This is a genomic window from Pseudomonas moorei, assembly GCF_042846945.1.
Classification (GTDB): domain Bacteria; phylum Pseudomonadota; class Gammaproteobacteria; order Pseudomonadales; family Pseudomonadaceae; genus Aquipseudomonas; species Aquipseudomonas moorei.
On sequence record NZ_AP035776.1, the window covers coordinates 1,897,307 to 1,917,724 of the forward strand.

The following is a 20,418-nucleotide window of genomic DNA, read 5'->3' on the forward strand; positions in this document are numbered from 1 at the left end:
GGCGCTCTTTATATAAGTTTGCGGGTAATGATGGTGAAAAAATTATTATTGAATTCCGAGCGTGTTCCGGAAATTCCCGATATTGAACGCCGGGAAAGTATTCATTCCACTTTTATCAAAGGCGCTATTCCCGACTGGGTGACCAGTGCCTCTCTCCAGCGAATAGGCGATTTGCGCACAGCCCCTAAAGTGCTTCCCGAATGGAGCAAGACGGCATCCTGCCTGGAGCATTTGGCCGCGAAAGACGCCATGCAGGCCAGTTGGCAGGCACAGAGCCGGGTCGATCAAATGCTTGGGAAACTGCAAGATGTGGTGTCCTTCGCCCAGCCATTGCTGACCCGTGCCCTCAATGAGCAGTACGGTCTGAAGCTGGATGTTCGTGAAACTTTTTTGCGCTTGTATTACCCGGCTAAAACATCGCCATGGACGATTAACGTCACAGGGGGAGTCAGTAGTCGAACCGTCTCTTTACTTGATGCATCACTGCAAAACTTTGCCGAAAGTGAAGTATTTACCGGCGACTCTGCCTTTATCACCAGGCCTGACGAAGTCGGCCGCTTTGAAATTAAAAAGTTGGGTATAACGGTCGAGCAGTTCAAGGCGTTGTGCCGAACGCTGGATATAGGCGCCCGGTACCAAACCTATCTGCAAAGTTATCTGATGCCCGAAGAAGCCACTGCCCGGGCGTTACTGCGCAAGCACATTATCGCCAGCCAGCAGAGCGCCATGAAAGCCGCAGCACATCTGGCGTTGATGAAAAAAGACATCGGGGCCGAGGCGTACCTGACGGTATTGAACATGGTCCTGGGCAAGCAGGGCCTGATATTCGATGGCGCCCCTGCACGTTTCTATCATTTGAACATGCTCGACACCCGTCTGACCGGGATTGTGCTGATCGCCGCCGATATCGACACGCCCGGTGCCAATGTCCGACGCGTCATTGCCTATGTACCGCACGATCCGGAGCATCCGCTGAAGGAGTATGCCTCGTCGGTCGACTTCGTGCGGGAGCTGACTCGCCAGTTGCAGGGCAATGATCAGGCGTCTCCTGCATCCCGTCGAAACTATCAGGCGTTTTTCAGTCGATTTGTGGACCACGGGCAGCGTGGTCATTTTTTCGCCGCACTCAACGCGAAATTGTGGCAAGTCACCTATCACGGTGCGCAGCCTGGCTCCAGTTTGCCTGCCTGGCGCGAAACCCGGGTGGAACGCCCGGACCTGCGATTCACCACCCTGTCGTTCGAAAGCGATACAGCCAACCGCTTTGACGGCGACCTTTGGTCTTATCTTTATCAGCGGCAGGTGGACAAGATCCTTTCTGACGGGCGTGCGCTGGCTGTGTCCAGCGCCGATGCGGACAGTGCCGCACGATGGGCCTGGATAGAAAACCTGGAAAAAATGCTCACCGACATCATGGAAGTGGCCCTGTTCGTCGCCACGCCATTTGTGCCGGTGCTGGGTGAGCTCATGCTGGGGTACGTCATCTATCAACTGGTTGACGGGGTCGTGGAGGGTGTCGTCGAGCTCGCCGAGGGCGAGTACGTGGAAGCCGCAGAACATCTGCTGGGCGTCGCTGAAAACCTCATTCAGTTGGGCACCCTTGCCGTTGGAGGGGGTCTTGCCACCCAAGTAGTGAAACCCCGGTTGTCGTCCTTTCTTGAAGGGACCCGTCCCGTGACGCTGAGAAATGGTGAGCAGCGGCTATGGGGGCAAAATCTGCGGCCCTACCAGCAACAGAACCTGCGTCTGGCGGCGGACTCCAAACCTGACCTCTACGGCCTGCATCAACACCAGGGCAGGCAGATTCTGCCTCTGGATGACGGCCATTTCGAACTCAAGGTTGATTCGCGGACCGGCAAGCACCGCGTTCAGCATCCGACCCGCCCCGAGGCCTATCAGCCGGTGGCGGAGAGTAATGGCACGGGCGCATTTGTGATCGAGGGCGAGAAACCCCATACCTGGGATGCCGATACGCTGATCAAGCGACTCGGCCCGTCGGTAGAAGGTTTGACGGACAGGCTCGGTGAGATCCGCACGGTCAGCCGAGCGGATATCGGTGCGCTTGTACGCATGTACGCCGATAACGAACGGGCAATCCCTTTGCTGAGCGATACGGTGACCCGGTTCAGCATCGACCGGGATATCCACACCTTCATCCGAAACATCGGCAGCGCTCGCGCACAGGATTATCTGCAGGCCGATCCACTCTGGCAGTTTCAACTGCTGGACGGTTTGTGGCCCGGCAGAGCCATCGAGCTCAAGGGGGCCGATGGCCGTGTGTTGTACGCCATCGGGGCCGGTGAAGAGCCGGTGTCTTTCCCGGCGGATCAAGCGACGGATACCGACCTTATCGACGCCTTGCTGTTGCTTCTCGATGATGCCCAGACCCGGCAACTGCTGGGTGATGAACCCGATGCAGCGGTCGGCAGCCGTATGCAGAATGCCGAGCGTTTGAGGAGGCAGCTCGCGAAACGGGCCGAACAGCGCAAGGCGTCTTTGTTCGACAGGCGTTACCGAAGCGTCGGGCGCGCCGTCAGTGCCGAGGCGAGGTTCATCCAGGACCAGGTCGCTGGATTGCCTGGTGTCGTTGCACAAGAGCTGGTGGCGCTGGCGCGTCCGGAGGAATTGCAGGCGCTCAAGTTGCGCAGGCTTCCCGAACGACTTGAGGGTTTCGCCCATTGGGCGCTCAGGGATGTGCGAATCAGCCGTGCGTACGAGGGCTTTTATCTGGAGTCGGTCGACAACCCGGACTTCGACGCCCTGGCGCTGCACTCGCTGGAAAACCTGCCTGGCTGGAATGCCGATGTCAGGATTGAGCTGCGTCACTACCGCTTCGACGGGAAAAAACTGGACAGCATCGGTCGTGATGACGCTGCGATTCGACGAACGCTTGTGGTGAGCGACAACGGGGTTTTCCAGGCGTGTGACGAGCGAGGCAATGTCCTGCATTCAGGCGGTGATTTGTTTACCTCGATCTTGCAGGCGTTACCCGATGCCGAGCGAAATGCGCTGCAGATTCAAATCGGCCAGGGCCCGGCCCTGAAAGCGGCATTGCGCCAGCACGCCCTGAAACCCTACAGGCTGTTAAGTGTTCTTGGCGATTTGCCGGAGTTGAAAGCGCCGACTTTCGACCCGGCGATCATGCGCCTGCGTGGGGGAGCCCCCACGCAGGCGAGCGAACTCGCGCAATTGCAAAAGGTCGAGCAAGACTGCCTGGAATTCGTCAACGGCGCATTCCATCCAAGTGTTCCTCCGATTGCACGATACGACTACCTGCGCGGCTTGAAGCTGATGTACGACAGCTTGTCCCTCGATTGCTGGGACTCACTCTGGCATGGCCTTTCCAAGGCGAACGGGGAGGGCCCCGAGGCCAATCTGCGAACAGTACAAAGCATCGAAGTGTTGCCTGACCTTAAAAATCTGATGTCGCCCGAACAGTACGACGCATTGATCGGGCGACTGTTCACCGAGGATGGTTTGGTGGCGCTCACGGAATCCGAGCGCAATCTGGGTGCCCACGCGCGCAATCTCGAGCAAACCGGACGCCTGGAGGCGTATCAGACGCTGCAACGCGCTGTGAGGGACAACACTCCGACGTCCAGCGAGCGCCTGGTCGAGTTGGAAAAATATGCAGACAAGGTGCGATCAGTCGTCACGACGGCAGCTCAGCCAACGGAAGTGACGCCCCAGGTCATGGCCAATTTGCGCCAGGCACAGCGTGCCATCTATCGAGCCAGGGAACTGTTGCCTCTCTCGGGCAACCAATTGCCGGGCATCTGGGAAAACGGCGGCTCGGCGATCGCGAAAATCAAGGGGCTGCGAGGGCTGGACCTGCAAGAAGGGGAATTCACCGCACGCTTGACCATTGCCGAACATGCGCGCAAAGCCATTGAAATCAAGGGGGGTAACTGTTCGGAAAACTCCAAGGTGACCTTTGCGCTGTTGGCCAGCCAGCCGAGAACCTCCCGGGTCCACCTCGTCAAAGCCACTGCCTTCGATCATCAGTACGTGGTGATCGGCGATGACCTGACCAATCTCAAGCAGCTGGTCGTTGCTGATTCCTGGCCGGAGTTCCCTGTCGCCCATACGGCGGACAACGGCTATTTCCAGTTCGAACTGCCGCCCATTGAAACCCTCGAGCCAGGTCCGGCAAGCGCGGAATTCGCCTTTATCAACGATGTCCCGGCGGGTCGGGCTGCGCTGCCGGAGGTTTCGCAGAGCAACACCTTCCGGCAGATAAAAATCAACAAATTGTACAAGTCGGGGGCTTACGCCCAGTTCACGTCTTTGAAGGCGTTGGGCACGCAATACAGTCTGCCAGGGGAGGTCGGGGTGTCGTTCGAGCGATTGCCCGTTTCCGTGATCGAAAAACGCATTTCGTCGTGGGAAGGCTATAACCAGGCATTCAGGGACTTGTTGGCCGAAGAGCCCGCAATCGAACCCCCGACGCAATGATCCTTTATGACTGGAGGAAGGTGTAACCAGGCTTGACTACACTCCTCGGGGAGGCCGCATCGTTCGATGCGGCGACAAGGAGATAACTCCATGAAGATATTGCGTGTCCCTTTGTTGATGATCGGTTTGCTGCTCTGTTCCCAAGGGTTTGCCACCACTGACCAACAGAACAAGATGACCACTTGCAATGCCGACGCTACCGCTAAAAACCTCAAGGGCGATGAGCGCAAAGCCTTCATGAGTAATTGCCTCAAGGCTGCGCCGGCGGCCAACGATGCCGGCAAAGCCTTGACCCCTCAGCAAGAGAAAATGAAAACCTGCAACGCCGACGCAACCGCCAAAGCCCTCAAGGGTGACGCGCGCAAGGCGTTCATGAGTGATTGCCTGAAGAAAAAATAAACACTCAGCTGAAATTGCGGGGAGCTGTGAGGGCCTCTTCGCGAGCAGGCTCGCTCCCACAATGGAACTGAGCACACAGGACTCAATGTGGGAGCCAGCTCGCGAAGAGGACGGGCAAGGTACTGCAAAAAAACCTGAACCTGAGACCAAGGTCGCCCCACACAATCCCTAGTGCTGCCACCGGATCGCTGGCAGACTGCCCATCCTTTTACGCCGTTCGTTTTGAGGCTGTATGCCAACGTTTTCTCAGCGTCATGTTTTGCTGGTCATCAGCTGGGTCATTATTTTTGGCGGACTGCTGCTGGTGCTCCCGCTGCGGTTGCTGCCCAGCCTGATGGCCGGGTTGCTGGTGTTCGAACTGGTCAACATGCTCACCCCGCAGTTGCAGCGATTGATCGAAGGTCGACGCGCACGCTGGCTGGCCGTGGCCTTGCTGGGGACATTGGTGGTCAGTGTGCTGAGCCTGATTTTCGCCGGCGCCATCAGTTTTCTGCTGCACGAGGCGGAAAACCCGGGTGCTTCGCTCGACAAATTCATGCTTGTGGTCGACCGCGCTCGCGGACAGCTGCCGCCGTTCATCGATGCTTACCTGCCGGCCAGCGCCGCCGAGTTTCGAGTGGCCATTGGCGAGTGGATGAGTAAACACCTCAGCGAGTTACAACTGGTGGGCAAAGACGCCGCGCACATGTTTGTGACACTGCTGATCGGAATGGTACTGGGCGCGATCATTGCCTTGCAGCGCGCTCCAGATCTGACCAAGCGCAAACCATTGGCCGCGGCGCTGTTCGATCGTCTGCATCTGCTGGTTCAGGCGTTCCGCAACATCGTGTTCGCGCAGATCAAGATTTCCCTGCTCAATACGTTCTTTACCGGGATTTTTCTGGCGGTGCTCCTGCCGCTGTTCGGCATCAAGCTGCCGCTGACCAAAACCCTGATCGTGCTGACTTTCCTGCTGGGGCTGCTGCCGGTGATCGGCAACCTGATGTCAAACACCCTGATCACCATCGTCGGCTTGTCGCTGTCGATCTGGGTGGCCGTGGGGGCGCTGGGTTATCTGATTTTTATCCACAAGCTCGAATATTTCCTCAACGCGCGCATCGTCGGCGGGCAGATCAGTGCCAAGTCGTGGGAGTTGCTGCTGGCGATGCTGGTGTTCGAGGCCGCGTTCGGCCTGCCGGGGGTGGTGGCAGGGCCGATTTATTACGCGTATCTGAAGAGCGAGTTGAAGCAGGTGGGGATGGTTTGATCGGGAAATGTATTGCCTGATCTGACGTCATCGCTGGCAAGCCAGCTCCCACAGATATGGCGTAGCCGCGAGAACGGCGCTGTACCTGTGGGCGCTGGCTTGCCAGCGATGGAGGCGACTTGGTGTCGGATCAGCCCATCGAGCCGTAGCGTTTTGCAGCCTCGATCGCCAGACCACTGCCGATGCTGCCAAAGATGTTCCCTTCCACATGCCGCGCCTTCGGCAACATCGCCGAAACACTGTTGCGCAGAGCCGGAATCCCGCTCGAACCGCCGGTGAAGAACACGGTGTCCACCTGATCGACCCGCACATCGGCATCCGCCAGCAATCGGGTCACGCTGTCGCGCACCCGCTCCAGCAAGTTCTCGATGGCCGACTCGAACAGGGCACGGCTCAGCTCCACGCTCAGGCCGGCTTCGATGCGGTCCAGGGCTACGTGGCGGCTGTCGGCATGGGTCAGCTGGATCTTGGTTTCTTCCACTTCCATGGCCAGCCAGTGTCCGGCACGTTGTTCGATCAGTTTGAACAGGCGATCGATGCCGCCGGTGTCTTCGATGTCGTACCGCATGCTGCCCAGCGCCAGGGTCGACTTTTGCGAGTACACCGAGTTGATGGTGTGCCAGGTCGCCAGGTTCATGTGGTGGCTGGTGGGCATGTAGGCGCCGCTTTTCATGCGGCTGCCGTAGCCGAACAGTGGCATCAGGCCCTGCAGGCTCAGTTGCTTGTCGAAGTCGGTCCCGCCGATGTGCACGCCACCGGTGGCCAGGATGTCGTCGTGACGGTTGTCGTGGTTGCGACGTTCCGGGGACAGGCGCACCAGCGAGAAGTCCGACGTACCACCGCCGATGTCGACAATCAGCACCAACTCTTCTTTTTCGATGGTCGACTCGTAGTCGAATGCCGCAGCGATCGGTTCGTACTGGAAGGACACGTCCTTGAAGCCGATGGCGCGGGCGACGTCCACCAGGGTGTTTTCCGCTTCCTGGTCGGCCATTTCATCGTCATCGACAAAGAACACCGGGCGACCCAGCACCACTTCATCAAATTCCCGACCAGCGGCAGCCTCGGCACGCTTCTTCAACTGCCCGATGAACAGCCCGAGCAGGTCCTTGAACGGCATTGCTGTGCCCAGCACGCTGGTGTCGTGCTTGATCAGCTTGGAACCCAGCAGGCTCTTGAGCGAGCGCATCAGGCGGCCTTCATAGCCTTCCAGGTACTCGTGCAGCGCCAGCCGGCCGTACACCGGGCGGCGTTCTTCCATGTTGAAGAAGACCACCGAAGGCAGGGTGATCTTGTCGTCCTCCAGCGCGATCAGCGTTTCCATGCCGGGCCGGAGCCAGCCGACGGTGGAGTTGGACGTGCCAAAGTCGATGCCACAGGCACGGGCTGGAGATGCGTTTTTCATGTCTTTCAAGTTCCGGTTAAAAAACGGCCGCGCAGTGTATGTCAGTGCGGCACAGAATCGAAGGCCGACTATCTGCTAAATCTGCTGATCAATGGCTTGAAAGACGCGCCATCGCCCCCAAACTACCCTGCATCTAACCGGACAGCCGAGGGGGCAGGCGCCATTCGCCCCGCCCGCTGCCGATAAACTTCTGAAGCGCTGCCCGGTCACAAACTTGAGATCGGTCAAACCCTGTGCTGCAAAAAAGCGCATGCTGTGTCAGGTGGCGCGATTTCGATAACGGATGGTGATTCCCGCGATGGACTTCAAAGACTATTACAAGATTCTCGGCGTGGAGCCGACCGCAGACGACAAGGCGATCAAGGCCGCCTATCGCAAGCTGGCTCGCAAGTACCACCCCGACGTCAGCAAGGAAAAGGACGCCGAGGCCAAGTTCAAGGATGCCTCCGAGGCCTATGAAGCGTTGAAAAGCGCCGACAAACGCGCCGAATACGACGACTTGCGCCGCTATGGCCAGCATGGTCAACCGTTCCAGGGGCCACCGGGCTGGCAAAGCCGTGGCGGTTTCGGTGGCGGCGGTCAGGATACCGGCGATTTTTCGGACTTTTTCAGTTCGATCTTCGGTAACCGTGGCCCCGGCTTTGGTGGGGCAGAGTCGCGTCGCAGCAGCGGGCGTCGGGGGCAGGACGTGGAAATGGAACTGGCGATTTTCCTGGAGGAAACCCTCTCGAACGAATCTAAGAAGGTCACCTTCCAGGTGCCGCAGTACAACGCTGCCGGCCAGCATGTCAGCAATACCACTAAAAGCCTGAACGTGAAGATCCCCGCCGGTGTGACCGACGGTGAGCGTATTCGCCTCAAAGGCCAGGGCGCACCGGGCATCGGTGGCGGCACCAATGGCGACCTGTACCTGACCATCCGTTTCGCGCCGCACCCGAAATTCGATGTCGAAGGCGAAAACCTGATCATTACGCTGCCGCTGGCCCCTTGGGAACTGGCCCTGGGCACCGAAGTGGCGGTGCCGACCCTGACCGGCAAGATCAACCTCAAAGTGCCGGCCGGCAGCCAGAACGGCCAGCGCATGCGGGCCAAGGGCCATGGCCTGCTGAGCAAGGCGGGAGAACGTGGCTACCTGTTCGTGCAACTGAAGGCCGTCATGCCGAAAAAATCGGACGATGAGATCAAGGCCCTGTGGCAGGAACTGGCGAAGAAGGCCGCGTTCGACCCGAGAGAACATTTCTGATCCAAGACCCGGAGTAGCCCGATATGAGCAGCCCTCTGATCGTTCAACTGGACATGGCAGAATTCTGTGAGGCGACCGACCTGTCGGACGTCTACGTGATCGAAATCGTCGAGCACGGCATCCTCGAACCCCAGGGGGGCGCGCCCAAGGACTGGCGCTTCACCGATTACGAACTGACGCTGGCCAAGCGCGCCGCCAAACTGCGGCGTGACCTGGAACTGGAATGGGAAGGCGTCGCCCTGGCGCTGGATTTGCTCGAAGAGGTGCAGCAACTGCGGGCGGAGAACCGGATGTTGCGACAGCGGTTGGGGCGGTTGGTGGTGGAGTAATCGGCACACCGAATCTGTGGCGAGAGAGCTTGCTCACTCGCCACAAGAGCCCGCCGGTCATCACGTCTTCAAACCTTTCTGGGCAGCACCACGGTAAACAGTGTGCCGTCCTCTTCATTCGAGCTGACTTCAATCGTCCCCTGGTGGGCGGTGACCACCTCCTTGACGATAAACAACCCCAATCCCAGGCTGGTTGAAGGCTGGCCCAGTTCTTCGTCGGCACTGCGTACCAGCGGATCGAAAATGGTGGCGATGGCGTCCTCGGGAATCGGTGTGCCGTGGTTGTGTACCCTGAGCTGAACCGTTTCCGGCTCGCCCTTGAGGGTCACCGTCACCTCGCCTTTGTTCGAACCATGCTGCAAGGCGTTGCCGATCAGGTTCTGCAACAATTGGTCGATGCGCCCCGCGTCCCAGACACCCCGTACGTCGCCCAGTACTTCCAGCGTCGGATCGCACTCCGGATTGCCCGCACAGGCTTCGGCAATCGCCGCGTGTGCCGCTTCGGCCAGGTCCATGGGCGCAGGTTCGATCGGCAGAGTCCTGCCCAGACGACTGCGTACCAGTTCCAGCAGGTCGCTGACCATCGCGGCCATGTGCCGCGCCCCTTGCTTGATGTTGATGGCGCACGTCAGAGCGTCGCCTTCCAGTGTGGTTTTGCGCAGCAGCAGTTCGGTAGACATGCTCACTGCTTGCAGCGGCGCGCGCAGGTCGTGGCCGAGAATCGCCAGAAAGATGTCCCGCGAACGATTGACCTGCTCGGCATAGGCCGCGGTGGACTCGGCCAGGGCTTCGTCGATGGCTTCATTGAAGCGAATCATGTCCTGGAAGTAGGCCAGGTCGGGGCTGTTCAGGCTGCCGATCCACAGACGAATCACACTGGCACGCAAATGGCGAAATTCACTGGTCATCTGCACCAGATCAAAACCCACGTTGTGGCGCAATTCGCCGTGACTGGCGCCGGCCTCATCCAGGCTTGGGGTCTTTTCCGGCCCTTCGCCACGGGCTTTGGCTGCCTGTTCGCTGGGTGTTTGAGGCTTTGTCATGTCCCTGGCCGCTGCCAGCAGGATCGACTTCGCATGGTCGCGCAGCGAGGCACTATCCATCGAATGCGCGGCCGGGGTGATGGTTTTGGCGAATTGCTCCCACTCATCGACGATGCGATTAACGTTCAAGGTGATGAATTCGGAAAGACGCATGGCGGTTACCTGAGCATGAATCGAGGTCAGCGATTCGAATAGTAGTCTCTTTGACGGGAAAAATACGACCGCTGGTGCGACGGCATGACCAGAAGCATTTGTGGCGGTACATACCTATCGATGGCTCTTTGATTTTCGAACTATGCGCGCCTTTTCAGAGGGGTGGCCCAACAGGAATTTGCTCTTTTTTTTCACGCGCCGGTGAATAAACCTGTGGCTTCCTATCCTGTCATCAAGGTGATTGAACAGTGTCTGATTTGCATGGAAGCAACTTGCGGGCAACGCCCGCGCAAAATAATGGGGTTCATTACAGTCGTGTACTCGAGGTAATGCCCGGCGCAATCAAAAAGGCCTCGATGTCGAGACTGAAAAGCCTTGAAACACTGAGACCAGAGACCCCCGAGTGGTATAGCGCTGCACGGGAAATAGACCGCCAATACTTGAAAGAACTGATCGAAGAACAGGCACGCGTGCAAGGCGTGCTGGACAAGTCCCTGGGCGATTTGCAGCACGACATCAAGGCCTTCGCCGAACCTCTGCTCAGTGCGTCGATGCAGGCGAACTTCAATGGCGTGGAGAACATCGACGCCTTGAGTGCGCAGCTTGAAGTGCCCAGCAAAATTGCCTTCGTCATTGATACCGGGGCCAGTCGCGTGCGGCAGTCCACGTTGCTGGAGGCGGCGCTGCACAACTTCGAGGAATCGGAAACCGCTGAAGACGCCTGGCGCAGCAGCTCGGGTATCTATCGCAAGGATGAGCGCGGCGCACTTGCGCTTGAGCCTGGGGTCTCCTTGCCCGGGTTTGCATCGATGTGCCGCCGCCTCGACATTGGCGGGCAGTACCAGCGGCACATCAAATCCATCTTGCTGCCTGCGACACCCGAAGCCCGGCGCGCCTTGCAGGACGAATCGGTGGCCAGTGAAAAAGCCACGTTTCAGGTGGCGTCACTGATCGCCCGATTGAAGGGCGATATCAGCGACCATGCTTACGGCCAGCTCGGGCAACTGCACCAGAGCCAGGCCGATGCCACGCTGTACGACCGGCCGTTGCACTGCCATCGATTGTCGCTGTTGGGCTTTCGGTTGACGGGCATCGTGCTGTTCAGCGCCATCAGCGATCCGTCGCAGATCAAGCAGGCGATCGACGCCTTGACCCCTGACTCAGTGAAGTTCTGGAGCGAGTGGTCGCAGCGCATCCCGGTACTGCCAGGCTCGGAGTACGAGCGGTTCAAGCTGCTGCAGGCGTTTTTCGCCAATGGTCCCCAGGGGCTCAACGATGAGCTGTTGCGCCGGGACGACATCTACCATCAGAGCCGTTTGTCCGGCCCCTTGATCGCTTATGTACCGGATGATCCGGAACATCCACTGAGGGAATACCCGTCCCTGACCGCGTTCATGAAAACCCTGATCGGACAGCTGCGCGACTCGCAATACCAGGCCTTTTTCAGCCGGTTCGTGGCGCAAAAGGACAAGGGGCTGTTTTTCAGCCGGGTCAACGAACGCCTCAAAACGGTTACCTGGCAACAACGCGAGCCGCTGGACATGGGGCCGTGGTGGCGTGAAACGGCGGTCGAGAATCCCGATGCAGAACCCATCACCAACCAGATCACAGGCGATCTGTGGGCGACCCTGTTCATTGAACGCCGCGACAAGGCCATCGCCGATGCCCGACGCATCGCGGTGCCCACCGACGACGAGGACGCCAACGCCCGCTTTAAGCGCCTGACCAGTTACCTGGACATCGGCTGGAACCTCTTCAACTTTGCCGCGATGCTGGTGCCGGGTCTGGGCGAAGCGATGCTGGGCATCATGATTGCGCAGATGCTCGCCGAAGTGGCCGAGGGTATCGAAGACTGGAGCAAAGGTGACAAGGAAGAGGCCACTGCCTACTTCAATGGCGTACTGATCAACTTTGCACAGTTGGCGCTGATGGGCGCCGGTCATGGGGTGCCAGCCGGCCAGCTGACGCCGATCAAGGTCTCGCCCTTCGTCGAAGGGCTCAAGCCCGTGGAGGTCGCGGGCAAGCCGCGGTTGTGGAATCCGGACCTGACGCCGTATGAACAGTCGGCCACCTTGCCCAAGGAGGCCATCGTCGGTGAAAAGGGCTTGTACCGGCATCAGGAGCAGGACCTGCTGCGCATTGATGACAAATGCTACGAAGTCAAAGAGGACCCGAACACGGGCCAGCCTCGCCTGCAACACCCCACCCGCGCCAACGCCTATCAGCCCTTGCTGGAGCATAACGGCGCGGGCCTGTGGAAGACTGAGCTCGATCAGCCGCTGGAATGGGATCGGCGCCAATTGCTCAAGCGTTTGGGCGCCTCGGTGGATGGTTTCACGGATCAAACCCTGGAGCAGATTCTGACCGTCAGTGGCGTTCACGAAAATGCATTGCGCCGGCTGCACGTGGAACACGAAGCCGCACCGGCCCTGCTGACCGATACCCTCAAGCGCTTCAAGGCGTACGCCGAAGCCGAGGCGTGCGCAGACCAGATACTGGCCGGTCGAATCGGTCAGGATTGGGCCGATTATGCCGTGCGCTTCATGACTGAACTGCCGGGCTGGCCCGAGGGCAAGGCCATCGAAGTGTTCGAGGGGCCGGGCCTGTCGGGGGCGGTGATCAAGGAGGGCTATGCCGATGCGTTGCCGGCCGACACCTTGCAGCTGACCTGGCAGGATTTGCTGGGTGGTGCGCTGCCGGAACGGGTGGTCGGGTTCGTGGACGAACAGGCCCTTCGCGAAATGCTGGGGCAGTGGTTTGCCGGGGATGCAAAGGCGCGCACCCAGGCCTTGCGCGAACGCCTGGCCGATCAGACGCGGGGCAGTAAAAAGCGTCTGTTCGACAAACTGTACGAGCGCCGGGAACGTGCAGACGATGCCCGTGTGAGCTTGCTCAAGGGCGACGAGTCGTCGCTGTCGACCAGCGTGGCGCAAGCGCTGCTGGATCATGCCGACCCCTCGGACCTGAAACACCTGGCCGAGAAAAAACGCGTGCCCTTGAGGTTGTCCCAACAGGCTGGAGAAGCGGCGCACCAGTTGCGAGTGGCGCGCGCCTATGAGGGCCTGTACCTCGACGAACTGCACAACACTGACACCGAGCGCCTTGAGCTGCACTCTCTGGCGGCCCTGCCTGGCTGGCCTGCGGACCTGCGCCTGGAGATTCGGGACTATTCATTTTCAGGGCGGTTGCACGACAGTCTCGGCCCGGATGACGCGCCGATCCGCAAAGTGCTGATCCGGGGGGAGGATGGCCGGTATGAAGCACGGGACGCACTCAATCAACACCTGCACGGCGCGGACTCGCTTTATGCCGCCGTATTGCACGCCTTACCCGACCCACAGCGCATCGCCCTGGGTTATGAAATCCATGACGCGGCAGGGCTTGAGCGCGCGGTGAAGGCACAGCCTTTGGATCGAGCCATGTTGGAGCCGATCCTGCGGGACAACCCGCTGTTCAAACCGTCCTACGACCCGAGCGTCATGCGCTTGCGCGGTGGCATGCCGGGTTATGCGCAAGTCCCGCGCGGCATGGGATTGCGGCGCCGGGCGCGCTCGTTGTATCCGGGCTTTAGCCAGGACGAAATCGAAACACTGTTGACCGAGTTCACTCAGAACGGTGGTTCGCCCCATGATCGCCTGTCCGCGCTGGAGGCCGAGTTCGATCGGTTGAACCGGACGATGCAAAACTGGATGAATTCACCAACGGCGTCCTTCCGTTTCACGCCGTCAGGAATTGCCGAAATGCGCGCCCGCGAGCGTTTCTACAAGGCGATCCGGCAATGCTGGCAGCGCACCGGACCCGAGGGCGTGCAAGTGACGGGGGTGGTGCACCCGCAATGGTTGCAGCTCGACGACTTTCCTTTGATCCGTCGGATCCTTGAGACGCTGCCGAAACTGGAGGCCAACTTCGATCACGTCACCAGCCTGAGCCTGCGTAGCGGCGAGTTGCGCAACGAGCACCTGGGGTTTCTCGCCTCGTTTCGCCGGGTGCGTTATCTCAACCTGCAAGACAACCTGCTGACCGCCGTTCCCGAGGCCATCAGCGAGATGAGTCATCTCACCGACCTGTCCTTCAATGAAAATCGTATCGAACTGGATGCATTGGCGGTGGATCGCCTGAAAAGGCTGGTTCATCTGCGGTCGCTGGGCTTGCGGGGCAACCCGTTGAAGCTCACGCCAAACATCAGTCGGATGCCGCAATTGCAGGTCATCTTGCTCAATGAAACAGGCCTGGACAGTTGGCCCGTCGGACTGTTTTCCCAGTCGCGGCCGCGCAGTATTTACCTCGACCTGCGACACAACCCGATCACCCGGATCCCGGAGGTCGCACCCGGTTCGTTTCGCGCCGAACTGCTGGCGCGCACCTTGATCAGCCGTGAGCCGCGCTGGATTTCGCCGGATAACCTCGCCACCCTCAAGTCCTACATCGAGTCGGTGGGCATGGACCCTGACCGACCGTACCCGCCGCGCGGCACGCTCGACAGCGCCGACTGGTGGATGGGCATGACCGAACGGCAATGGCAGGAAAAACAAGAATTCTGGAACGAGGTCGAGGATGAGTTCGACTCGGTGCCGTTCTTCAATGAAATCCGCAAACTCACTCAATCGGCCGACTTCACGGCGGGCGATGCCTACAAGACGGACCTGACCGCCAAGGTCTGGCGCATGCTCGAAGCCATGGCCAAGGACAGCGAGCTGCGGGTCAAACTGTTCAACGAGGCCGCAACACCCACCGAATGTGTGGACGGCGGTACGCAACTGTTCAACGCCATGGGCCTGCAGGTGCTGATTCATGAGGCCTACGCCCTGGGCAGCGCGGACCTGATCGAAACTCGGCTGCTGGAGTTGGCCCAGGGCAAGTCGCGGCTCGACGAGCTCGGCGCCATCGCCCGCCAACGGGTGGCGTCACGACTGGCGGCTGGGGAGCGGTTCCGGCGACTCGACGACCAGGGCAATGTCACGGGCACTATCGATGAAGTGGAAGTGCACCTGGCGTACATGACGGATCTGGCCCAGCGCCTGGATTTGCCGTGGCAGGCCCGGGGCATGCAGTTCCGCAAGATCGCCGGTGTGACCAAGGAGATGATCGACGCGGCGTTCCGGCGAATCGTGGCGCTGGAGGAGGGTGACTTGCTCACGGATCGAATCCTTGAACAGCCTCTGTGGAAAACCTGGCTGGAGTCTTCCAGCGGTGGTGAACTGGACAGTTTGAAGCGACAGATCGACGCGACCACGGAGTTGCAGGATGCGCTGCAGCGTCGGTCAGAGACTGTGGAACCGGCCGCCAGGGCGGACCTGGACGTGGAGATCAAGGCGCTTTGCCGTGAGTTGAACCGCGACGAAAACGCCTTCAGCGAAGGGCAGGTCATGAGCGATGAGGACTACATCAAGGCGTTGACCGACATCGACCGGCAGATCCGGCAAACGTTGAAATTGATCACTCAACAAGCGATCGAACGTGCCCGATTACCGCGGCTTGAGCTTGAGCCCGCTCAATAACCGCGAACCAGAACGTTCATTCAAGAGGTAGAACGAGCAATCAGTAACCTGTGGCGAGCGAGCCTGCTCCGGGCGGCGATCCGACAAGCTCCCTCGCCACAGATACGGTGCTCGTTCTGAACGGACAGCGCTTTTTCGGGTTCACGCGCGATTGTCCAGTACCCGATTCACCGCCAGCTCACTGAGCATGATCACCTGCTGAAGCGCCAGCATGGCGTTGCGGTTCGCGCCGTCCAGCATCCCGGCAAATTCACTCGCCATCACACTCGCCGACGCCAATGACTCGCAGGCATGGGCCAACAGCGTTTCGTTGTCGACGTCCGGTGCAACGACAAAAATGGTGCGGGGCGTACGCGTGGCGGCCGTCACCGGGATGTCGGGTTTGAGGTAATAGTCCAGTGCGCGGTCGACGGCGGGGTGTAGCTTTCTTGCCGGCGTGCAGAGGTGCGCATCGGTGTTTTGAGGGGCTGATCCAGCGGGTGAATCGGTGACGTTGGGCATGGGGAGTCTCCGTGGAAGGTCTGGAGTGGCCACGCTACCCCTCTGACTTCCGACGGCCAACCCTAAAAAGACGTCGGATGCTTCCTCGATTTTTCAAGCGTTTTCATCGTTTCTAAACGTTTCTTTTCCGTCGGTTAAACGGTGCTCGAAGGGTTTGTTTAAGCGCTGTCAGCATGCCTTCATTCGGGCTACAAAAGCTTGTGCCGTTGCCTACAGTTGCGCCAGAATCCGCCGGCTTGTGCGCCTTGGTGCGGGTCTCTATTGTTTTGCGGCCACTGCCCATCAGTGGTCGGATTTAGCAGCCCGTTGATGTCAAGACGCACACTGCCTCTGTCAGTCAGGTATCCCATCCCTGCACTTGATGGTGGCTGTGCGCAGGGCGCTTCGGCGCGCCGATTTCTTGGCTCATCGGTCTGCTAACCTGCGCGCAGCTGCCTCCCTTGCCAATGCCTCGGATGACCTGCTGTCCATCAGCGCCATTGCCGCAATCATCGCCCGGCAGCAAAGCCGGGCCGGCTGACGCGTACGGCAGAAAAAGAAAACCCGATGGCGGTCACCCACCTCGGTTTTTTATTGGGCGAGCCGCTCACCTTCAGAACAGGAAATACCGCTGCGCCATCGGCAACACATCCGCCGGTTCACACCACAACAACACGCCGTCGGCCTTGACCTGATAGGTCTGCGGGTCGACGTCGATGTTCGGCAGGTAGTCGTTGTGGATCAGGTCGGTTTTCTGCACCTGGCGACAGCCTTTGACCACGGCGATTTTTTTCTTCAGGCCCAGGGCTTCGGGCAGGCCGGCGGCCTGTGCGGCCTGGCTGATGAAGGTCATGCTGGTGGCGTGCAACGAGCCGCCGTAGCTTGCGAACATCGGGCGGTAGTGCACCGGTTGCGGCGTCGGAATCGAGGCGTTGGCGTCGCCCATCAGGCTGGCCGCGATGGCGCCGCCCTTGAGGATCAGCGTCGGTTTGACCCCGAAGAACGCCGGACGCCAGAGCACCAGATCGGCCCATTTCCCGACTTCCACCGAGCCCACTTCATGGCTGATGCCGTGGGTGATCGCCGGGTTGATGGTGTATTTGGCGATGTAGCGCTTGGTGCGGAAGTTGTCGTTGCCTTCACCGTCGCCGGGCAGCGGGCCGCGCTGTTTTTTCATCTTGTCGGCGGTTTGCCAGGTGCGGGTGATGACTTCGCCAACCCGGCCCATGGCCTGACTGTCGGAGCTGATCATCGAGAATGCACCCAGGTCGTGGAGGATGTCTTCGGCGGCAATCGTCTCGCGGCGGATGCGGCTTTCGGCGAAGGCCACGTCTTCGGCAATGCTCGGGTCCAGGTGATGGCAGACCATCAGCATGTCGAGGTGTTCGTCGATGGTATTGCGGGTGAACGGCCGGGTCGGGTTGGTGGAGCTTGGCAGCACGTTGGCGAAACCACAGGCCTTGATGATATCCGGCGCATGACCACCGCCCGCGCCTTCGGTGTGGTAGGTGTGGATGGTGCGGCCCTTGAAGGCGGCGAGGGTGGTTTCGACGAAGCCGGATTCGTTGAGGGTGTCGGTGTGGATCGCCACCTGCACATCGTACTGGTCGGCAACGCTCAGGCAGTTGTCGATGCTCGCCGGTGTGGTGCCCCAATCCTCGTGCAGCTTGAGACCGATGGCACCGGCCTTGACCTGCTCGATCAACGGCCCCGGCAGGCTGGCGTTGCCTTTGCCGGTCAGGCCGATGTTCATCGGGAAGGCATCGGCGGCTTGAAGCATCCGCGCCAGATGCCACGGGCCGGACGTGCAGGTGGTGGCATTGGTGCCGGTGGCCGGCCCGGTGCCGCCGCCGATCATGGTGGTGACGCCGCTCATCAGCGCTTCTTCGATCTGCTGCGGGCAGATGAAATGAATGTGGGTGTCGATGCCGCCGGCGGTGAGGATCATGCCTTCGCCGGCGATGACTTCGGTACCGGCGCCAATGGCGATGGTGACATCGGGCTGGACATCGGGGTTGCCGGCCTTGCCGATCGCGGCGATGCGCCCGTCCTTGAGGCCGACGTCGGCCTTGACGATGCCCCAGTGGTCGATGATCAGCGCGTTGGTGATCAGGGTGTCGACGACGTCGGCGGCGAGCAGCTGGCTCTGGCCCTGGCCATCGCGGATCACTTTGCCGCCGCCGAACTTCACTTCTTCGCCGTAGGTGGTGAAGTCTTTTTCCACTTCAACCCACAGGTCGGTGTCGGCCAGGCGCACCTTGTCGCCGACGGTGGGGCCGAACATGTCGGCGTAGGCCTGACGGGAGATTTTCATTCGTTTGCCTTGAGATTCAATTGAATTTGAAATCGTTCGCTGCGCTCACTTTCGCGAGCAGGCTCGCTCCCACAGTTGATCGCATTACCCTGTGGGAGCGAGCCTGCTCGCGAAGGGGCCGGAACAGACACCGCCTTAATCAGAGATTCCCCATGATCCGCCCGGCAAAGCCGAACACCCGCCGATGCCCGGCCAGGTCGACCAGCTCGACTTCCCGGCTCTGCCCCGGCTCGAAGCGCACGGCAGTCCCGGCGGGAATGTTCAGGCGCATGCCACGACTGGCGGTGCGGTCGAAGGTCAGGGCGTCGTTGGTTTCGAAAAAGTGGTAGTGCGAGCCGACCTGGATCGGCCGGTCGCCGCTGTTGGCCACGGTCAGGCTCAGGGTGCGACGGCCAGCGTTGAGTTCGATGTCGCCGGGCTGGATCTGGTATTCACCGGGAATCATCAATGGGCTCCTTGGAGAATCTTGTAGTAGAGGGCGGTCGGCTTGTAGCGCCCGCTCGGGTCGCAGGCGTAGTCGGGGATTTCGCCGGCGCGGGTGTAGCCCAGGGCCTTGTAGAAATCTTCCGCCACAGAGCCGGCTTCGGTATCGAGGTAGAGCATGCCGCGCTTGTTCTGCAGGGCCGCTTGCTCCAGAGCGTTCATCAACTGCTGGCCCAGCCCCCGGCGCCGCGCGTGTTCGCGCACCAGCAGCTTTTGCACCTCGGCACGGTTCAGGCCATTGGCTTTCTGGCACAGGGTCAGTTGCACGCTGGCCTGCACTTGTTCGTCCTTGACCACCACCCACAGCAGCACATGGCCCTTGTTCAGGTTTTCCTGAACCTCATCGAAGTACGCGCGGGCCCCGGCAGCGTCCAGGTCGGCCATGAAACCGACGCTGGCGCCATAACCCACGGCGTCGAGCAGCAGATCAATCAAACCCTGACGATAGTGCGCAAAGCTTTCAACATTGACGCGTCGCAGTTGGGCGGGGTTCATCGGGTATCACTCCTTGTTGGCGCTCGGTGGTTGCGCGCCAGGATTGAGGGTCAGTTGCATAAAGGTCAGGTCCAGCCAGCGACCGAACTTGGTGCCCACCTGCGGCATTTGCCCGGTGATCACGAAGCCGGTGCGCTCATGCAGGCGAATGGACGCAGCGTTGCCGCTTTCGATGGCGGCGACCATCACGTGTTTGCCGCATTCCCTGGCGCGTTCGATCAGTACCTCCATCAACCGTGGACCGAGGCCATGGCCGCGCTGGTCGCTGCGTACGTAAACCGAGTGTTCGACGGTGTGACGGAAGCCATCAAAAGGCCGCCAGTCGCCGAATGAAGCGTAGCCCAGCACCTGGTTTTCGGCGTTGACGATCACCAGGATCGGGTAGGCCTGGGATTGCCGGGCGCTGAACCAGGCCTGGCGATTGCCCAGGTCCACGGCCTGTTCGTTCCAGATGGCCGTGGTGTTGAGCACGGCATCGTTGTAGATATCGCGGATGGCCGGCAGGTCGGCATGTACCGCATCGCGGATGTGGTAAGTCATGGCGTGGTCTCAGGCGATCGGTTGATGGACGGTGACCAGTTTGGTGCCGTCGGGGAAGGTCGCTTCGACCTGGATCTCCGGGATCATTTCCGGGATGCCTTCCATCACTTGCTCACGGCTGAGCAGGGTGGTGCCGAAGTGCATCAACTCGGCCACGGTCTGGCCATCGCGGGCACCTTCGAGCAGCGCGGCGGAGATGTAGGCCATGGCCTCCGGGTAATTGAGTTTTACGCCGCGGGCCAAACGCCGCTCGGCCACCAGGCCGGCGGTGAAGATCAGTAGCTTGTCTTTTTCGCGTGGGGTCAGGTCCATTGGTGCAATCCATCAGGGCAGAT

The 20,418-nt window shown here is 60.2% G+C and carries 14 protein-coding genes; 6 read left to right on the top strand and 8 right to left on the bottom strand.

The annotated features are described in order from the left end of the window. Window positions 1-27: 27 nt before the first annotated feature. The 3 genes from ACGJAX_RS08870 (at window position 28) to ACGJAX_RS08880 (ending at window position 6,100) form a co-directional block, all read left to right on the top strand. On the top strand, window positions 28-4,455 hold the full coding sequence (locus ACGJAX_RS08870; RefSeq protein ID WP_390958429.1) for a dermonecrotic toxin domain-containing protein: 4,428 nt from the start codon (window positions 28-30) through the stop codon (window positions 4,453-4,455). A 90-nt stretch (window positions 4,456-4,545) separates the two neighbouring features. Then, window positions 4,546-4,854: a PsiF family protein gene (locus ACGJAX_RS08875; RefSeq protein ID WP_090328606.1), complete on the top strand. Its 309-nt coding sequence runs from the start codon at window positions 4,546-4,548 to the stop codon at window positions 4,852-4,854. A gap of 232 nt (window positions 4,855-5,086) precedes the next feature. Further along, window positions 5,087-6,100: an AI-2E family transporter gene (locus ACGJAX_RS08880; protein WP_390958431.1), complete on the top strand. Its 1,014-nt coding sequence runs from the start codon at window positions 5,087-5,089 to the stop codon at window positions 6,098-6,100. 130 nt (window positions 6,101-6,230) lie between these two features. On the opposite strand, the gene ACGJAX_RS08885 is transcribed toward ACGJAX_RS08880, so the two are convergent. Beyond that, window positions 6,231-7,505, bottom strand: coding sequence for an Hsp70 family protein (locus tag ACGJAX_RS08885; RefSeq protein ID WP_390958433.1), 1,275 nt, complete (start codon window positions 7,503-7,505; stop codon window positions 6,231-6,233). A 298-nt stretch (window positions 7,506-7,803) separates the two neighbouring features. On the opposite strand from ACGJAX_RS08885, the gene ACGJAX_RS08890 reads away from it, so the two are divergent. Together ACGJAX_RS08890 and ACGJAX_RS08895 are read left to right on the top strand one after the other, a co-directional pair. After that, the gene (locus ACGJAX_RS08890) at window positions 7,804-8,748 is read left to right on the top strand and encodes a DnaJ C-terminal domain-containing protein (RefSeq protein WP_090328614.1); all 945 of its coding nucleotides are present in this window, start codon (window positions 7,804-7,806) and stop codon (window positions 8,746-8,748) included. Window positions 8,749-8,771: 23 nt separating this feature from the next. After that, on the top strand, window positions 8,772-9,077 hold the full coding sequence (locus ACGJAX_RS08895; protein ID WP_090328616.1) for a chaperone modulator CbpM: 306 nt from the start codon (window positions 8,772-8,774) through the stop codon (window positions 9,075-9,077). Between the two features lie 68 nt (window positions 9,078-9,145). On the opposite strand, the gene ACGJAX_RS08900 is transcribed toward ACGJAX_RS08895, so the two are convergent. Continuing rightward, the gene (locus tag ACGJAX_RS08900; RefSeq protein WP_390958435.1) at window positions 9,146-10,273 is read right to left on the bottom strand and encodes an ATP-binding protein; all 1,128 of its coding nucleotides are present in this window, start codon (window positions 10,271-10,273) and stop codon (window positions 9,146-9,148) included. Window positions 10,274-10,713: 440 nt separating this feature from the next. Here ACGJAX_RS08900 and ACGJAX_RS08905 point away from each other — a divergent pair, with 440 nt between their 5' ends. Then, window positions 10,714-15,771, top strand: a complete 5,058-nt coding sequence (locus ACGJAX_RS08905; RefSeq protein ID WP_390958437.1) for a dermonecrotic toxin domain-containing protein — start codon at window positions 10,714-10,716, stop codon at window positions 15,769-15,771. A 141-nt stretch (window positions 15,772-15,912) separates the two neighbouring features. On the opposite strand, the gene ACGJAX_RS08910 is transcribed toward ACGJAX_RS08905, so the two are convergent. From ACGJAX_RS08910 to ureA, 6 genes are all read right to left on the bottom strand, one after another. After that, complete coding sequence (locus tag ACGJAX_RS08910) at window positions 15,913-16,272, bottom strand: DUF6124 family protein (protein ID WP_390958439.1); 360 nt, start codon at window positions 16,270-16,272, stop codon at window positions 15,913-15,915. Window positions 16,273-16,864: 592 nt separating this feature from the next. Further along, complete coding sequence (gene ureC / locus ACGJAX_RS08915) at window positions 16,865-18,565, bottom strand: urease subunit alpha (protein WP_390958441.1); 1,701 nt, start codon at window positions 18,563-18,565, stop codon at window positions 16,865-16,867. A 139-nt stretch (window positions 18,566-18,704) separates the two neighbouring features. Then, the gene (locus ACGJAX_RS08920; protein ID WP_247257175.1) at window positions 18,705-19,010 is read right to left on the bottom strand and encodes an urease subunit beta; all 306 of its coding nucleotides are present in this window, start codon (window positions 19,008-19,010) and stop codon (window positions 18,705-18,707) included. Then, on the bottom strand, window positions 19,010-19,543 hold the full coding sequence (locus ACGJAX_RS08925) for a GNAT family N-acetyltransferase (protein ID WP_390958443.1): 534 nt from the start codon (window positions 19,541-19,543) through the stop codon (window positions 19,010-19,012). Before ACGJAX_RS08925 ends, ACGJAX_RS08920 begins: the two co-directional genes overlap by 1 nt. Before the next feature lie 6 nt (window positions 19,544-19,549). Then, the gene (locus tag ACGJAX_RS08930; protein ID WP_390958445.1) at window positions 19,550-20,083 is read right to left on the bottom strand and encodes a GNAT family N-acetyltransferase; all 534 of its coding nucleotides are present in this window, start codon (window positions 20,081-20,083) and stop codon (window positions 19,550-19,552) included. Between the two features lie 9 nt (window positions 20,084-20,092). Continuing rightward, window positions 20,093-20,395, bottom strand: a complete 303-nt coding sequence (gene ureA / locus ACGJAX_RS08935) for an urease subunit gamma (RefSeq protein WP_007907366.1) — start codon at window positions 20,393-20,395, stop codon at window positions 20,093-20,095. Window positions 20,396-20,418: the final 23 nt, after the last annotated feature.

Bases quoted from the DNA above. Each gene is read 5' to 3' on its own strand.
- ureC (WP_390958441.1), bottom strand. From the start codon at position 18,565: ATGAAAATCTCCCGTCAGGCCTACGCCGACATGTTCGGCCCCACCGTC.
- ACGJAX_RS08875 (WP_090328606.1), top strand. From the start codon at position 4,546: ATGAAGATATTGCGTGTCCCTTTGTTGATGATCGGTTTGCTGCTCTGT.
- ACGJAX_RS08880 (WP_390958431.1), top strand. From the start codon at position 5,087: ATGCCAACGTTTTCTCAGCGTCATGTTTTGCTGGTCATCAGCTGGGTC.
- ACGJAX_RS08930 (WP_390958445.1), bottom strand. From the start codon at position 20,083: ATGACTTACCACATCCGCGATGCGGTACATGCCGACCTGCCGGCCATC.
- ACGJAX_RS08900 (WP_390958435.1), bottom strand. From the start codon at position 10,273: ATGCGTCTTTCCGAATTCATCACCTTGAACGTTAATCGCATCGTCGAT.
- ACGJAX_RS08885 (WP_390958433.1), bottom strand. From the start codon at position 7,505: ATGAAAAACGCATCTCCAGCCCGTGCCTGTGGCATCGACTTTGGCACG.
- ACGJAX_RS08920 (WP_247257175.1), bottom strand. From the start codon at position 19,010: ATGATTCCCGGTGAATACCAGATCCAGCCCGGCGACATCGAACTCAAC.
- ACGJAX_RS08895 (WP_090328616.1), top strand. From the start codon at position 8,772: ATGAGCAGCCCTCTGATCGTTCAACTGGACATGGCAGAATTCTGTGAG.
- ACGJAX_RS08925 (WP_390958443.1), bottom strand. From the start codon at position 19,543: ATGAACCCCGCCCAACTGCGACGCGTCAATGTTGAAAGCTTTGCGCAC.
- ureA (WP_007907366.1), bottom strand. From the start codon at position 20,395: ATGGACCTGACCCCACGCGAAAAAGACAAGCTACTGATCTTCACCGCC.
- ACGJAX_RS08870 (WP_390958429.1), top strand. From the start codon at position 28: ATGATGGTGAAAAAATTATTATTGAATTCCGAGCGTGTTCCGGAAATT.
- ACGJAX_RS08890 (WP_090328614.1), top strand. From the start codon at position 7,804: ATGGACTTCAAAGACTATTACAAGATTCTCGGCGTGGAGCCGACCGCA.
- ACGJAX_RS08910 (WP_390958439.1), bottom strand. From the start codon at position 16,272: ATGCCCAACGTCACCGATTCACCCGCTGGATCAGCCCCTCAAAACACC.